Here is a 15,031-nt window from a genome sequence, read left to right as displayed (position 1 = left end):
AATGACATTCCGACAGGCGCTTGCCGGTGATCTCGACGCAGTCGTCTCGCTGACGCAGGCCGCCTATGAGCACTACACGCCGCTGTTAGGCGCACCACCTATTCCGGTCACCGAGGATTACACGCCACGCATCGAGCGCGGTGAGGTCTGGCTCTTGGAGAGCGGCGCGGATCTTGCCGGGCTGACCGTCATCGAGCGGCATCCCGATCATGCGATGATCTTCAGCGTTGCGGTCTCTCCCGCTTTCCAAGGCAAGAAACTCGGCACCACGCTGCTCGACTTCGCCGAGGAACAGGCGCGGTCGTGGGGCGTTCCGGAGGTTCGGCTCTACACCAATTCGCGTATGGAGCGGAACATCGCGATCTACACGGCCTATGGTTTCAGCGAAACGGGTCGCCGGGCCAATCCCCACCGGCCGGGATGGACGGTGGTCGACATGGCAAAACCTGTCGGCGCGAGCACAACGGCCTGATTTTTCTGAATTAGGGAGGACAACATGAGCAAATCCGGGACAATCCGCTCAGGCATGGGTGGCTGGACTTTCGAACCCTGGGATACCTCCTTCTATCCGGACAAACTGTCGAAGGCCAAGCAGCTGCACTATGCCAGCCGCCAGGTGCCGACCATCGAAGTCAACGGCACCTACTATTCCAGCTTCAAGGAACCGACCTTCGTCAAATGGGCAAGCGAAGCGCCGGACGGCTTCGTCTATTCGCTGAAAGGCAACCGCTTCGTCACCAACCGCCGCGTGCTCGGTGAAGCCGGCGAATCCGTGACGCGCTTCCTTAGCTCCGGCGTCGCGGCGCTCGGCGAAAAGCTCGGGCCGATTCTGTGGCAGTTCGCACCGACGAAAAAGTTTGACGCCGACGATTTCGAGGCTTTTCTGAAACTGCTGCCGGAAAAGCAGGATGGGGTGGCGCTGCGCCATGCGCTCGAAGTGCGCAACGACAGTTTCATCGTGCCGGAATTCGCCGCACTCGCTCGCAAATACAAGGCGGCGATCGTCTATGCTGACCATGCCAAATACCCTGACATTGCCGACATTACCGGCGATTTCATCTATGCGCGGCTGCAGGCCGGCTCGGACGACAACCCGGACTGCTACACGCCCAAGGGTCTGGACGAGTGGGCGGCGCGGGTAAAAACCTGGGCGGAAGGCAAGCAGCCGGCCGATCTGCGGCGCGCCGATCCGTCCGTCGACGCGCCAGTGAAGCCGCGCGACGTGTTCGCCTACTTCATCACCGAGGGCAAGGTGCGCGCACCGTTCGGCGCCATGGCTCTGATGAAGCGGGTGAACTGACGTACAGACCTAGCAGTTCGCGGAAACGGCTAACCGCCCTAACTCTCTGGTTTGACGCGATTCCGGACGCTTGGACGCGAAAGAGTGTTTCAACCCAGAATTGCTCTAAATCAAGCGAAACGTGGTATCTTCCCCGCCATCGTAACCTTATCGATACCTCCTTGCTGCATGAATCCGGTCGGGCCCGGTTGCAAGAGCCAGGTCGCCGCGGGCAAGGACGAGGGCATGTCGCTCGACTACAATTCCCTTCTGCTGGCTGTCGGTTTTTCCGCCGCTTGCCTCGGAATGACTTTGTTCGGCATCTGGCTGACCGCGCGCTCGGAAAAATTCCTGCTGACATGGGCGGTCAGCGTGCTTCTGATCGTCGCCGACGTCTTCGCCTACCAGGCCTATATCGACACTCCGGGACGCCTGCTCGGCCTCGCCAGCTTTACCTTTCTGCTGCTCGGCTTCGCGACCATGCTGGGCGCGGCCCACCAATTCACTACCGGCGCCTCGCCGCTGCCGCGCATCGTCATCGGCGCCGGCGTCTCGCTGGCGATCGCCTTGCCGCCAATGGCGCTTGGCTATGACGGGCTGGGCTTCATGCTGGAAAATGCCTTTGCCGCGCTGCTCTTGTTTGCGACGGCCTATGAGTACTGGAAGGGGCGCACCGAATTTCCGGCCCCGATCATCGGCATTGCCGGGCTTTACACAGCCACTGCCATATCCTTCGTGCTGTGCTCCGGGGTGCTCGTCTGGGATGGCAGGCTGGTGCTCGGCCATGCGCCGAGCAACTGGGCCGAGGATCTCAGCCTGATCGTCGTCATTGCCTGCATGACCGGTATCGGCGCCTTGTCGCTGGCGCTCAACCAGGGGCGCCTGGCGCAGCATCACCGCCGCGAAGCGCTGACCGATCCGCTTACCGGCCTGCTCAACCGACGCGCTTTGTTCGACCTGCATGGCAAAACGCCGGTCGAGGCCTTCACCGCCGTGATCGTGTTCGATCTCGACGGCTTCAAAGCCATCAACGACGAGTTCGGCCATGCCACCGGAGACGAAGTGCTGAAACTGTTCGCCAAGGATTTGACCGCCAATCTCCAGCCGGGCGACGTCGCCGCGCGCATGGGCGGAGAGGAATTTGCGCTGGTCCTCGATCGCATCTTGCCTGAGAAGGTGGAATTCATAGCCGAGCGCATCCGGGCCAGTTTTGCCTCGCGCCGGATCGATACCGAGACCCGCCTGCTGGCCTGCACGGTCAGCGCCGGCTACGCCTTCGGCAGCGAAGGCGGCACCAAGTTCGACAAGGTGCTCAGCGCCGCCGACAAGGCGCTCTACGGGGCCAAGCGCAGCGGCCGCAACCGGGTGCTCGCATTCCGGCGCGCCGGGTAGAGGCGGCTATTCGGTTCAGGCCGCCAGGACGATCTCGTTATAGGTATCGAGATCGACGTAGAAAACCTTGGTGATTTCGCCAATCAGTTCATCCTGCTGGTAGCCTTGCGAGCGCAGAATGTTGATGGCGGTGATGATGTCGACGCGCTCTGTCAGCCGTCGTTTCTGGTGGTCCTCGACGAACCGTTCCATAGCCTATTCTCCTGGCAAGATTATCTGGACGCATTGACCGACAATCAGAACTGCGAGGGAAAGCTAGGGTGGCTTGCTTGCGTGGAACTTGCAGGCTGAGCCAGCGCATTCCCTCCATCTGCTACAGACTGATACGGAAGCGGCCAACTCACCGGGGCCCGACAAAGACTAGCATGCAGTATTGCGGGTGCCAGAGGGTGCGCGACGCCTTGCTCGAGAAAGACCAAGACGATTTGGTCACTTCGCACGGAGGGTAGAGTCCACCGTTTGCGCAGGATGAAGCTCTTCGGTGGCGATCCTTCACGCCCCCCTCTGTCCTGCCGGACATCTCCCCCACTTGGGGGGAGATCAGTCGGAACCGCGGCTTTCGCCAATCTCAGACGCTGCAGGGGTGGGCGAGGTATAGAAGCTGGTAATCTCCCTCCTTGTGGGGAGATGTCCGGCAGGACAGAGGGGGGCGCTGTCCCGCCGACGTCTACCGTTCTGGATCGCTGTCCGGCTACACCGTCAGAAACTTCCTGACGTCCGCCCTGTCGAGATCTTCGGCCGGGCCGGTATGGACGATCTGGCCCCGGTCCATGATGTTGACCTCGTCGGCGAGCTCGCGGCAGAAATCGAGATATTGCTCGACCAGAAGCACTGCGATGCCGGCCTGATCGCGCAGATAGCGGATGGCGCGGCCGATGTCCTTGATGATCGAGGGCTGGATGCCTTCGGTTGGCTCGTCCAGCACCAGCAGTTTCGGCCGCATCACCAGCGCCCGGCCGATGGCGAGCTGCTGCTGCTGGCCGCCGGAGAGATCGCCGCCGCGGCGGCCGAGCATCTGCTTCAACACCGGGAACAGTTCGAAGACATGCCCAGGCACATTGCGGTCGGCGCGCTTCAAGGGCGCAAAACCGGACTCCAGGTTCTCGCGTACCGTCAGCAAGGGAAAGATCTCCCTGCCCTGCGGCACGAATGCGATGCCCGACCGGGCGCGATCGTACGCCGCGCTCCGGTCGAGCGCCTTCCCCTCGAAGGCAACACTTCCGCTCGTCAGCCGGTGGTGGCCGACGATCGATCTCATCAAACTGGTCTTGCCGACGCCGTTGCGGCCGAGCACGCAAGTGATCTTGCCGGCACCCGCCTTCAGCGACACGCCGCGCAGCGCCTGGGCGGCGCCGTAGTGGAGCGTGGCGTTGGAAACTTCGAGCATGTCAGCGCCTTTTCCAGAAGCGAAGGAAAGACAGGTCGAAGCGATGGAATTGCACCCGCCACACCATGCTCATCTCCCCAGATAGACTTCGACGACCCGCTCGTCGGCCGAGACGAAATCAAGCGTCCCTTCCGACAGCACCGAGCCCTCATGCAGGCAGGTGACCTTGACGCCGAGTTCTCGCACGAAATGCATGTCGTGCTCGACGACGATGACCGAATGGTCACGCGCTATGTCTTTGAGCAAGCGCGCTGTTTCCTCGGTCTCGGCATCGGTCATGCCGGCGACCGGCTCGTCGACCAAAAGCAGCTTCGGGTCCTGAGCCAAGAGCATGCCGATCTCCAGCCACTGTTTCTGGCCGTGGCTGAGATTGGCCGCCAGATCGTGGCGCTTGTCGCCGAGCCGGATGACGCCAAGTATGTCATCGATCTGCCGCGCCTCGGCGGCCGAGCGGCGATGGAACAGCGCCGGGAAGATCGAGCGTGGCCCCTTCAGCGCCAGCATCAGATTGTCTTCGACGCTGTGGCTTTCGAACACGGTCGGCTTCTGGAATTTGCGGCCGATGCCCATCATGGCGATCTCAGCCTCATCGTGCCGGGTCAGATCGACCTGGCCGTCGAAAAACACTTCGCCCTCGTCAGGCCGCGTCTTGCCGGTAACAATGTCCATCATCGTCGTCTTGCCGGCGCCGTTGGGGCCGATGATGGCGCGCATCTCGCCCTTGTCGAGCACAAGCGAGAGATTGTTGATGGCGCGGAAACCGTCAAAGGAGACCGAGACGCCGTCGAGATAAAGGATGGTGTTGGACTTCGACATCGCCCTACTCCGCCGGCTGCGGTTCGGGGCCGGACGTAGACCAGTCGCCCGGCCTTGTCGCTGCGGCGCGGACGATCTTAGCAAGCGGCGGGGCCTCAGGATCGGTGCCAGCCTCCTCAGCGATCGCGGCTGCCCGCATCGCCTTGGCGTTGCCGCGCCAGGAATCCCACATGCCGATGATGCCCTTGGGCAGGAACAGGGTGACGGCGACGAAGAGCCCACCCAGCGCAAACAGCCAGAATTCGGGCAGGACGCCGGTGAACCAGGATTTGCCGGCATTGACGAGCAGCGCGCCGACGATCGGGCCAACGATGGTGCCGCGCCCGCCGACGGCCGCCCAGATCACAACCTCGATCGAGTTGGATGGTTCGAACTCGCCGGGATTGATGATGCCGACCTGCGGCACGTAAAGCGCGCCGGCAATGCCCGCCATGACAGCCGAGACGGTGAAGGCAAACAGTTTTACATTTTCCGCCCGCCAGCCGAGGAAGCGCGTGCGGCTTTCAGCATCGCGCACAGCCATCAAGAGCTTGCCGTATTTGGAGCCGACGATCGCCCAGGTGATGAAGACGGCGAGCGCCAGCATCACCGCGCTGGCGGCAAACAGTGCCGAGCGGGTGGCATCGGCCTGCACGTTGAAGCCCAGAATGTCCTTGAAATCGGTCAGGCCGTTGTTGCCGCCAAAACCCATATCGTTGCGGAAGAAGGCGAGCAGCAGCGCGTATGTCATCGCCTGGGTGATGATGGAGAGGTAGACGCCGGTGACGCGGCTGCGGAAGGCGAACCAGCCGAAGACGAAGGCTAGCAGGCCAGGTACGGCCAGAACCATGACGGCGGCGAACCAGAAATGATCGAAGCCATACCAGAACCACGGCAATTCCTTGTAGTTCAGGAACACCATGAAATCGGGCAGGATCGAGTTGCCGTAGACGCCGCGCGAGCCTATCTGGCGCATCAGATACATACCCATCGCATAGCCACCGAGCGCGAAGAAGGCGCCGTGACCGAGCGAGAGGATGCCGCAATAGCCCCAGACGAGATCGAGCGCCAAGGCAAGCAATGCGTAGCAGAGATATTTGCCGGTCAGCGCTACGATATAGGGCGGGATGTAGAACGCGCTGGTCGGCGACACCGCAAGATTGAGCAGCGGCACGATGATGGCGGCGGCCAACAGGATGAAGATGGTGATGGCGATGCGGCGGTCCGCGCCGGCAGCGAAGAAGCGTCCTGTGATCATGCTTCCACCGCCCTGCCCTTGAGCGCGAACAGGCCGCGCGGGCGTTTCTGGATGAACAGGATGATGAGGACCAGCACGACGATCTTGCCGAGCACGGCGCCGGCATAGGGCTCCAAAACCTTGTTGACGATGCCGAGCGAGAAGGCGCCGACCAGCGTGCCCCACAAATTGCCGACGCCGCCGAAGACGACGACCATGAAACTGTCGATGATGTAGCCGCGGCCGAGATTGGGCGAGACATTGTCGATCTGGCTGAGCGCGACACCGGCGATGCCGGCAATGCCGGAGCCCAGCGCAAAGGTCAGCGCGTCGACCCAGGGCGTGCGGATGCCCATGGAGGCGGCCATACGGCGGTTGGCGGTGACGGCGCGCATCTGCAGGCCCCAGGGCGTGCGCTTCATGACATAGAGCAGCACGCCGAAGACGGTGAGCGCGAAGACCAGAATCCACAGCCTGTTCCAGGTGATGGCGAGCTGGCCGACATCGAAGGAGCCCGACATCCAGGAGGGATTGCCGACCTCCTGGTTGGTCGGCCCGAAGATCGAGCGCACTGCCTGCTGCAGGACCAGTGAGACGCCCCAGGTCGCGAGCAGCGTTTCCAGCGGCCGGCCGTAGAGGAAGCGGATGACGCCGCGCTCGATGACCAGGCCGATAGAGGCGGCAACCAGGAAGGCGAGCGGCAACGCAATGACCAGCGACCAGTCGAACAGGCCAGGGAATGAGGTTCGGATCACCTGCTGGACGACGAAAGTGGTGTAGGCACCGAGCATGACCATCTCGCCATGCGCCATGTTGATGACGCCCATGACGCCAAAGGTGATGGCAAGGCCGATGGCCGCCAGCAGCAGCACCGAGCCGAGCGATATGCCGTACCAGATGTTCTGACCGGCATCCCACAGCGCCAGGCTCGAATTGATGCTGGCGATCGCAGCGCTCGCCGCGTCCTTGACCGCGCCTTGCGCGTTGGCCTCGACCGACGTGAGCAGCGACAGCGCGTCGCGGTCGCCGCGCGCGCCGATGAGCGCAATGGCTGCAAGCTTGTCGGCCTCGGGCTTGTCGGAGACCAGAACCGACGCAGCGCGCGCCTGCTCGAACAGCGCCTTGACCTTGGCGTCGGTCTCGGCGGCAATGGCCGCGTCGAGCGGCTCGATGTTGGCGGCATCGGGCGTCTTGAACATTGTGTCGGCGGCAGCAATGCGGACAGCCGGATCTTTCGCACGCAACGTCAGCGTGCCCAGCGCATCGCGGATGACGCGGCGCAGCGTGTTGTTGACCTTGATCTTGGTGATATCGGCCTTGGCGGCCTCGCCGGCGCTCTCGCCACTCAGCGGGTCGAGCAGCGAGACACTGTCGCCGGCCTCATTGCCGACGAAGACGGCTGAATCAGCTTTGCGGATGTAAAGATTGCCTTCGGCGAGCGCTGCAAGCGGACGTTCGACCAGCGGATCGCCGGTGGCGGCGAGCTCACGCACCACGGTCTCGGTGGCCGCAAATCCCGTGCCGGTGGCGAATTTGGCGATGATGGCGCGCAAATCGGCTTCGGCTGCGTTTGACGGCAACAAGCTTGCCATCAGAAACACCAGCATGAGGCCGAGAGCGCGCAACAGGATCATCCGTTCAGATACTTTTCCGGGAGGTGGAATTTGGCGTCCGGGCGGGCTGAAGCGCCCGGACGCCTTGCGGTCTCTGGCCGTGGAACCGGCCAGTCCCGGGAGGGATCAGTTCGTGCCCTTGCCGCCACACCTGCCGGTGGCAACGTTGAAGTTGCCGCAGGACAGAGGCGCACGCCAATCCGAGATCAGGTCCTTGGAGTCAGGCAGATAGTCGGACCACTCGTCGCCCATCACGAGGCCGGGCGTCTGCGACACGGTCTCGAACTGGCCGTCGGCCTGGATCTCGCCGATCAGCACCGGCTTGGTGATGTGATGGTTCGGCATCATCGTAGAATAGCCGCCGGTCAGGTTCGGCACGGACACGCCGACCATGGCGTCGATGACCTTGTCCGGACCGGTGGTGCCGGCCTTCTCGACCGCCTTCACCCACATGTTGAAGCCGATATAGTGGGCTTCCATCGGGTCATTGGTGGTGCGCTTGTCGTTCTTGATGAACTTGTGCCAGTCAGCGATGAACTTCTTGTTTTCCGGCGTGTCGACGCTCTCGAAATAGTTCCAGGCGGCGAGATGGCCGACCAGCGGCGCGGTGTCGAGACCGGCTAGTTCTTCCTCGCCGACCGAAAAGGCCATGACCGGGATGTCCTCGGCCTTGATGCCCTGGTTGCCGAGCTCCTTGTAGAAGGGAACGTTGGCGTCGCCATTGACGGTCGAGACGACGGCGGTCTTCTTGCCGGCCGAACCGAACTTCTTGATCGCCGAGACTTCGGTCTGCCAGTCGGAGAAGCCGAACGGCGTGTAGTTGACCATGATGTCTTCGGCGGCGACGCCCTTGGCCTTCAGATAGGCCTCGAGGATCTTGTTGGTGGTGCGAGGATAGACATAGTCGGTGCCTTCCAGCACCCAGCGCTTCACCGAGCCGCCATCCTCACTCATGAGGTAGTCGACGGCGGGGATCGCCTGCTGGTTTGGTGCGGCGCCGGTGTAGAACACGTTGCGCTCGCTTTCCTCGCCCTCATACTGGACGGGATAGAACAGGATGTTGTCGAGCTCGGAAAACACCGGCAGCACCGATTTGCGCGACACCGATGTCCAGCAGCCGAACACGGCGGCGACCTTGTCCTTGGAGATCAGCTCGCGCGCCTTTTCGGCGAACAGCGGCCAGTTGGACGCCGGATCGACGACGACCGCTTCCAGCTTCTTGCCGAGCAGGCCGCCCTTGGCGTTCTGCTCTTCGATGAGCATCAGCATGGCGTCTTTCAGCGTCGTCTCCGAAATCGCCATGGTCCCCGACAGCGAATGCAGAATGCCGACCTTGATCGTGTCTTCGGCGGCCTTGGCCGGAGACGACATCGACAGGCCGGCAGCGACTACGCCGGCCGAAAACATTTTTGTTATTGTCGCGAAATTACCCCTCATACCGAATACTCCCAAGCTGGTTGATTGCAGCGCAACCATCCAATGCAACAGCCGTGCCAAACGCAAATGCGGCCCTCGGAAATGGGAAATAATCTAACGTTATCAGCCGATTATTATATTAGCCTAAAGAAAACAAAGGCAGCCGGTTAAAAATTGATTGAGGGAAATTTGCGCAGCGCACAAGGCTTTTGCCTAATTTTCGCCCAATTATGACAAGTGCCTAGATTTTGAACTCAGCCAGCGGCATGCGGACGAACAATATTGCGGCACGGCGCAAAAATGGGGCAAGCTCACTCCGCAAACGAGTGACCCGATGACATCCCGCATCTCATGCATTTCCGGCATCCTGCTGCTGATGGCAACGAGCGACGGCGCGCGCGCCGATTTCAGCGATGGCAAGCTGCCGGACGGCACCTATCACTGCGAAGTCTATCTGCTTGGCGCCTTCCTCAACCTCGGTGACATCACCATCAAGGGCAATGTCTATTCCGGCCCGGTGACGTTCGGCACCGCGCTGCAAGGCTATAACTACCAGATGAACGCCAATGGCGAGATCACCTGGCTAGGCCCGCTGGGCGGCTACACCACCGGCGGCAACTCCGTCTCGATGACGCAGGCGACGCTGGACGGCGAGACCACCCCGTCCTTCGACATCATCCTGAAGCAGCCCGACGGTGCCTTCACCGCCTCGACCTGCACCAAGGCCCAGTAAGCCGATCGGCCGCCCTCGGAAGCAGTACTGATGACGTCGCTTGCACTGACTATTTCTCGTCCGTCAAACGCGTGATACCGTTTGCGGGTCGCTTGGAGTGGGGGCTCGAATGTCCGACGTGCTGCGAAGAAAGCTCGCCTTGGCCAAATGTCGCGGGCCCCTGATCATGCCTGGTGATCGGGACTATGATCGTGCCCGAAGGGTGTGGAACGGCGTCGTCGATCGGAAGCCGGCGGCTGTACTATACGCAGAAAATGTCGATGACGTTCGAAAGGCGATCGACATCGCGGCCAGTTGCGATGCGGTCCTTGCGATCCGGGCAGGCGGACACAGTTTCCCAGGTCTATCGACTTGTGACGCCGGGCTTCTGCTCGATCTGTCGCAACTCAATTCCACCCGCCTGAACACAAGCGCCGGAACAGTCGAGGCCGGCGGCGGAGCCATGCTGCGAGATCTCGATGGAGCGACAGTTTCAAAGGGGTATGTGGTTCCGGCGGGCGTCATTTCTCACACCGGGGTCGCAGGCCTCACCCTTGGCGGCGGCATGGGTCGTGTCAGCCGCGCCTACGGACTGACGATCGACAGCCTGATTGGGGCCGAGATCGTGACCGCCATCGGCAGTGTCACCTGGATAGATGCGGACTCGGATCCTGAACTTTTCTGGGGCATCCGAGGTGGTGGCGGGAATTTCGGTGTCGTTACTCGCTTCAAGTTCAAACTGCATCAGCTTGGCCTGGTGTCGGTTGGCCAGTGGAGCTACCCAGTCGCCAGCGCGCGGCGAGCGATTGCCGTCCTGGGCGAATTGGCTCAACAACGCCCGCGAGAGTTCTCTGTTGCCTTCACACTGGCCTCACTGAGTCTGGGCATGACGGCCGTCTGGGTCGGCGACAGCAGGCATGCGGAGCGGATGCTCTCACCTTTCGGCGAGCTTGCAGGCGCGGGAGAAGGAACGATGGGCGCCATGCCGTTCATTGAGCTGCAAAGCCGCAACGACGTTCATTTCGCCTGGTCGCGCCGGTATTACGCAAAGGGTGGATTTTGGCGGGATATCAGCGGAGAGGCGGTGGACGCCATGGTCCAGCAGATCACCACGGCGCCGACACCGGATTCTGAACTCTATGTGACGCAACTTGGAGGCGCTGTTTCGGATGTGCCGGAAGACGCCACGGCCTACTCCGGTAGGCAGGCTGGGTATTATTGGATTGCGGAGCCCGTATGGGACAATCCGGCAGACGACGAGCGCTGTATTGCATGGGGAAGGGCTGCCGCCGAGCAAATGGCCGATCCGTCGATACAGGCCAACTATATCAACGAACAGGCCGATACCGCCATCGCGTCGGGCGCTTATGGGGCCGTCAAATATGATCGACTGAGGCGCTTGAAATCCCGTCTTGATCCAACCAATCGGTTCCGCCTCAACCAGAACATCGTACCTTTGGCGGCCGCACCGCGGTGATTGCAGTTGAAAGAAGCTGCCCGCCTTAGGTCGCCATTTCTGCGGTCTCGAAACTGTTCTCCCTCATGTCATGCGGATGTTGCCGAAGCAGACTAGGGCAGCGGGTGCGCCGTAACATCCACCCCGAGAGGCAGACACCATGGCCAACGCACCGTCTTCATCCTCCCCCGTCATCCGCGACGTCATTGCCGAGCGCGTCTCGCGCCGGTCTCTTTTGAAGGGCAGCCTTGCCTCCGGCGCTTTGATTGCCGGCGGCAGCTTTGTCGGCTCCTTGTTTGCCGGCGAAACGCATGCCGCGGCAGCGCAGTCGACGCTCGGCTTTCCCGAGCTGAAGCGGGTCTACGACAAAACCCATGCCGTCGCTGATGGCTATGAGACGACCATCGTCGCGCGCTGGGGCGATCCGCTTGCAGCCGGCCTCGCCGAGTTCGACGGCAACAAGGTCGCCGCCGACGAGCAGGAGAAACGCTTCGGTTACAATTGCGACTACATCGCCTTCATGCCGCTCCCCAAGGGCACGGTGAACTCCGACCACGGTCTGCTCTGCGTCAACAACGAATACATCTCGCCCAATGTGATGTTTTCCGGGATGACCGAGGACGACGCCGGCAAGACGATGACCAAGGAACAGGTCGATCTCGGCATGGCCGCGATGGGCCATTCGATCGTCGAAGTGCAACTGAAGGACGGCAAGTGGGCAACCGTCGCTGACAGCCCGCTCAACCGCCGCATCACCGCCAACACCGAAATGACCGTTTCCGGGCCGGCCGCCGGCCATGCCTTGATGATGACTTCAGCCGACGCCACCGGCACCAAGGTGCTCGGCACCAGCTACAACTGCAGCGGCGGCTTCACCCCCTGGGGCACGGTGCTGACCTGCGAGGAAGGCGTGTCGGACATTTTCGGCGGCGACCCGAAGACGGCGCCGACCGCCGAACTGCTCGACCGTTACGGCTTTGACGGCTCCGACATCTATGGCCGCGGCCGCTTCCACGACCGCTTCAACCTCGACAAGGAGCCGAACGAGGCCAACCGCTTCGACTGGGTGGTCGAGATCGACCCTTACGACCCGCAGTCCAAGCCGGTAAAGCGCACTGCACTCGGACGTATGTCGCATGAGGCGTCGACCGTGGTCCTTAACAAGGACGGCCGCGTCGTCGTCTATATGGGTGACGACGACTATTTCGAATACATGTACCGCTTCGTCTCGGCAAAAGCCTACGACAAGGCCAACCCGGCCTCAGGCGCTGATCTGCTCGACGAGGGCGTGCTGTCGGTCGCCCGCTTCGATACCGACGGCTCGATGACATGGCTGCCGTTGGTGCATGGCCAGGGGAAGCTCACTGCCGAGAACGGTTTTGCCGACCAGGCCGAAGTGCTGTTGAAGACGCGTTTTGCGGCCGACGCGCTGGGCGCCACGCCGATGGACCGGCCCGAGGACATCGAGACCAATCCGGTGACCGGCCGCGTCTATGCGGTGATGACCAAGAACAAGAAGCGCGACCAGTCCAAGGTCAATCCGGCCAACACGCGGCCGGAAAACCTCTGGGGCCATATTGTCGAGCTGATCCCGCCCGGCGGCCGCGGCGCGGATGCCGACCACACGGCGGAAAAGTATGCCTGGGATCTGTTCGTGCTCTGTGGCAATCCCAGGGATGCCAAGGTCGGCGCGACCTTCCATCCCGATACGTCGGACAATGGCTGGTTCGTCTGCCCCGACAACATCACCTTCGATCCGGCCGGGCGGCTGTGGGTGGCGACCGACGGCGCCAATGATTTCGACCTGCCGGACGGCGTCTATGGCGTCGACACCGAGGGTGCCGCGCGCGGCCTGCCGAAACTGCTGTTCACTTGCCCGCATGGCGCGGAAGCAACCGGCCCGTGCTTCACGCCGGACGGCACCACGCTGTTCCTGTCGGTACAGCACCCTGCGGAAGACGCCGAGACGCTCGACAAGGTGCAGACGCTGTGGCCCGATTTCAAAGACGGCCAGTTGCCGCGGCCGTCCGTCGTCGCCATCCGCCGCAAGGACGGGCAGCCGGTCGGCGCCTAGTCAATCTCGGGAGATAGTGCGGAACGCGCCCATGCGCGTTCCGCGTAGCGGTCCGGGAGGACGGCTCAGATCGTCTTGGCCGACATTTGCGACGCTATGTATTCGGCCTGGCGGATCGCCAGCGACACGATCGTCAGCGTCGGGTTTTCGGCCGCACCGGTGGTGAACTGGCTGCCGTCCGACACGAACAGGTTCTTGATGTCGTGCGCCTGGCCGTGCTGGTTGACGACACCGTCTTCCGCCTTCTCGCTCATCCGGTTGGTGCCGAGATTGTGGGTCGAGGGATAGGGCGGCGTCGGGAACGAGCGCGTCGCGCCAACCGCATCGTAAAGCGCTGTAGCCTGCTTGTAGGCGTGGTTGCGCATCGCCGTGTCGTTGGGATGGTCATCGAAATGCACGTCGGCGATCGGCATGCCGTGCGCATCCTTCTCGTCCTTGTGCAGCGTGATGCGGTTTTCCGCGCGCGGCATGTCCTCGCCGACGATCCACAGGCCGGCCATATGATCATAATGGTCGAGCGCGGTGGTGAAGGAACGACCCCAGCCGCCGGGATTGAGGAACGCGGCCATGAAGGGCAGACCGAGCGACAGCGTCTCGAACTCGTAGCCGCCGACGAAACCGCGCGACGGGTCATGGCGCGCCTCGTCGCGGATGATGCCGGCCATGGTGGTGCCGCGATACATGTGCACCGGCCTGTCGAAGATGGCGTAGACCGAGCCGGTGGTGTGGCGCATGTAGTTCTTGCCGACCTGTCCCGACGAATTGGCAAGCCCGTGGGGGAATTTCGCTGACTCGGAGTTCAGCAGCAGGCGCGGGCTTTCGATCGAATTGCCGGCGACGGCGACGATGCGGGCCTTCTGCTCCTGCAGCTTGCCGTCCTTGTCGGCGTAGACGACGCCGGTCACCTTGCCTGAAGCGTCGTGGTTGATCTTGATCGCCATGGCATTCGGCCTGACTTCGAGATGACCTGTCGCCTCACCCTTGGGGATCTCGGTGTAGAGCGTCGACCATTTGGCGCCCCATTTGCAGCCCTGGAAGCAGAAACCGGTCTGCTGGCAGGAGTTGCGGTCGTCGCGCTCGACGGAGTTGATGGCCATGTTGCCGGTATGACATTCCTTGTAGCCGAGCTTGTCGGCGCCGGCCTTCAGCACCTTGAAATTGTTGTTGCCGGGCAGCCGCGGCCAGTTATTGGTACCGGTGACACCCATCTTGGCTTCGGCCTTGGCGTAGTAGGGCTCCATCTCGGCCAGCGTGACCGGCCAATCCAGCAGGTTGGCGCCTTCCACCTTTCCATAGGTCGAGAGCGTCTTGAACTCATGCTCCTGGAAGCGCAGCGAGGCGCCGGCCCAGTGCGTGGTCGAGCCGCCGACCGATTTGACGATCCAGGCCGGCAAATTGGGGAAATCCTTCGACACCCGCCAGTCGCCGGACGTCGTGCGCTTGTCCGTCCAGGCAAGCTGGCTGAAGGAGCCCCATTCGTCGTTGATGAAGTCCTCATATTCGTGGCGGGCGCCGGCCTCGAGGATGACGACATCGACGCCCTTCTGGGCGAGTTCGTTGCCGAGCGTGCCACCGCCGGCGCCGGAGCCGATGATGACGACGACATTGTCGTTCTTGAGATCAAATGAAGCTGCCATGGTTTCCTCCCATGAATTCCTGTTTGCGAGGGT

13 protein-coding genes are annotated in these 15,031 nt (G+C 62.3%); 6 read left to right on the top strand and 7 right to left on the bottom strand.

What is annotated here, in order from left to right:
• Position 1: 1 nt before the first annotated feature.
• The 3 genes from ACYHH6_RS21605 (at position 2) to ACYHH6_RS21595 (ending at position 2,671) form a co-directional block, all read left to right on the top strand.
• Positions 2-472, top strand: a complete 471-nt coding sequence (locus ACYHH6_RS21605) for a GNAT family N-acetyltransferase (protein WP_352586837.1) — start codon at positions 2-4, stop codon at positions 470-472.
• Positions 473-496: 24 nt separating this feature from the next.
• Entirely contained in the window at positions 497-1,300 is an 804-nt protein-coding gene (locus tag ACYHH6_RS21600) for a DUF72 domain-containing protein (protein ID WP_352586835.1), read from the top strand.
• Positions 1,301-1,525: 225 nt separating this feature from the next.
• Positions 1,526-2,671 carry a GGDEF domain-containing protein gene (locus ACYHH6_RS21595; RefSeq protein WP_352587008.1) on the top strand — a complete coding sequence of 382 codons (1,146 nt, stop codon included), beginning with the start codon at positions 1,526-1,528 and terminating at the stop codon, positions 2,669-2,671.
• 15 nt (positions 2,672-2,686) lie between these two features.
• Here the strand turns inward: ACYHH6_RS21595 and ACYHH6_RS21590 are convergent, their stop codons facing one another.
• The 6 genes from ACYHH6_RS21590 to urtA form a co-directional block, all read right to left on the bottom strand.
• The gene (locus ACYHH6_RS21590; RefSeq protein WP_112561526.1) at positions 2,687-2,863 is read right to left on the bottom strand and encodes a hypothetical protein; all 177 of its coding nucleotides are present in this window, start codon (positions 2,861-2,863) and stop codon (positions 2,687-2,689) included.
• A 499-nt stretch (positions 2,864-3,362) separates the two neighbouring features.
• Positions 3,363-4,058 (bottom strand): urea ABC transporter ATP-binding subunit UrtE, encoded by a 696-nt coding sequence (gene urtE / locus ACYHH6_RS21585; protein ID WP_112395394.1) that lies wholly within the window; start codon positions 4,056-4,058, stop codon positions 3,363-3,365.
• A gap of 69 nt (positions 4,059-4,127) precedes the next feature.
• The gene (gene urtD / locus ACYHH6_RS21580) at positions 4,128-4,874 is read right to left on the bottom strand and encodes an urea ABC transporter ATP-binding protein UrtD (RefSeq protein ID WP_192253719.1); all 747 of its coding nucleotides are present in this window, start codon (positions 4,872-4,874) and stop codon (positions 4,128-4,130) included.
• Positions 4,875-4,878: 4 nt separating this feature from the next.
• A complete protein-coding gene (gene urtC, locus ACYHH6_RS21575; RefSeq protein ID WP_352586833.1) occupies positions 4,879-6,111 on the bottom strand; it encodes an urea ABC transporter permease subunit UrtC in 1,233 nt (410 codons plus the stop codon).
• Positions 6,108-7,724, bottom strand: a complete 1,617-nt coding sequence (gene urtB / locus ACYHH6_RS21570; RefSeq protein WP_352586832.1) for an urea ABC transporter permease subunit UrtB — start codon at positions 7,722-7,724, stop codon at positions 6,108-6,110. Before urtB ends, urtC begins: the two co-directional genes overlap by 4 nt.
• Before the next feature lie 105 nt (positions 7,725-7,829).
• Entirely contained in the window at positions 7,830-9,140 is a 1,311-nt protein-coding gene (gene urtA / locus ACYHH6_RS21565) for an urea ABC transporter substrate-binding protein (protein ID WP_352586830.1), read from the bottom strand.
• Between the two features lie 313 nt (positions 9,141-9,453).
• Between urtA and ACYHH6_RS21560 the strand changes: the two genes are divergently transcribed.
• The 3 genes from ACYHH6_RS21560 (at position 9,454) to ACYHH6_RS21550 (ending at position 13,361) form a co-directional block, all read left to right on the top strand.
• The gene (locus ACYHH6_RS21560; RefSeq protein ID WP_352586828.1) at positions 9,454-9,852 is read left to right on the top strand and encodes a hypothetical protein; all 399 of its coding nucleotides are present in this window, start codon (positions 9,454-9,456) and stop codon (positions 9,850-9,852) included.
• Between the two features lie 109 nt (positions 9,853-9,961).
• Positions 9,962-11,308, top strand: coding sequence for an FAD-binding oxidoreductase (locus ACYHH6_RS21555; RefSeq protein WP_352586826.1), 1,347 nt, complete (start codon positions 9,962-9,964; stop codon positions 11,306-11,308).
• Between the two features lie 139 nt (positions 11,309-11,447).
• On the top strand, positions 11,448-13,361 hold the full coding sequence (locus ACYHH6_RS21550; RefSeq protein WP_352586824.1) for a PhoX family protein: 1,914 nt from the start codon (positions 11,448-11,450) through the stop codon (positions 13,359-13,361).
• A 65-nt stretch (positions 13,362-13,426) separates the two neighbouring features.
• Here ACYHH6_RS21550 and ACYHH6_RS21545 read toward each other — a convergent pair whose 3' ends face one another.
• Positions 13,427-14,998: a GMC family oxidoreductase gene (locus ACYHH6_RS21545; RefSeq protein ID WP_352586822.1), complete on the bottom strand. Its 1,572-nt coding sequence runs from the start codon at positions 14,996-14,998 to the stop codon at positions 13,427-13,429.
• Positions 14,999-15,031 lie beyond the last annotated feature (33 nt).

The organism is Mesorhizobium sp. P171375, from assembly GCF_057786075.1.
Note: the sequence above shows the minus strand (reverse complement) of the source record. Positions and strands in the feature narration are given on the sequence as shown.

Bases quoted from the DNA above. Each gene is read 5' to 3' on its own strand.
- urtA (WP_352586830.1), bottom strand. From the start codon at position 9,140: ATGAGGGGTAATTTCGCGACAATAACAAAAATGTTTTCGGCCGGCGTA.
- ACYHH6_RS21555 (WP_352586826.1), top strand. From the start codon at position 9,962: ATGTCCGACGTGCTGCGAAGAAAGCTCGCCTTGGCCAAATGTCGCGGG.
- ACYHH6_RS21605 (WP_352586837.1), top strand. From the start codon at position 2: ATGACATTCCGACAGGCGCTTGCCGGTGATCTCGACGCAGTCGTCTCG.
- ACYHH6_RS21560 (WP_352586828.1), top strand. From the start codon at position 9,454: ATGACATCCCGCATCTCATGCATTTCCGGCATCCTGCTGCTGATGGCA.
- urtC (WP_352586833.1), bottom strand. From the start codon at position 6,111: ATGATCACAGGACGCTTCTTCGCTGCCGGCGCGGACCGCCGCATCGCC.
- urtE (WP_112395394.1), bottom strand. From the start codon at position 4,058: ATGCTCGAAGTTTCCAACGCCACGCTCCACTACGGCGCCGCCCAGGCG.
- ACYHH6_RS21595 (WP_352587008.1), top strand. From the start codon at position 1,526: ATGTCGCTCGACTACAATTCCCTTCTGCTGGCTGTCGGTTTTTCCGCC.
- ACYHH6_RS21550 (WP_352586824.1), top strand. From the start codon at position 11,448: ATGGCCAACGCACCGTCTTCATCCTCCCCCGTCATCCGCGACGTCATT.
- ACYHH6_RS21600 (WP_352586835.1), top strand. From the start codon at position 497: ATGAGCAAATCCGGGACAATCCGCTCAGGCATGGGTGGCTGGACTTTC.
- urtB (WP_352586832.1), bottom strand. From the start codon at position 7,724: ATGATCCTGTTGCGCGCTCTCGGCCTCATGCTGGTGTTTCTGATGGCA.
- urtD (WP_192253719.1), bottom strand. From the start codon at position 4,874: ATGTCGAAGTCCAACACCATCCTTTATCTCGACGGCGTCTCGGTCTCC.
- ACYHH6_RS21545 (WP_352586822.1), bottom strand. From the start codon at position 14,998: ATGGCAGCTTCATTTGATCTCAAGAACGACAATGTCGTCGTCATCATC.
- ACYHH6_RS21590 (WP_112561526.1), bottom strand. From the start codon at position 2,863: ATGGAACGGTTCGTCGAGGACCACCAGAAACGACGGCTGACAGAGCGC.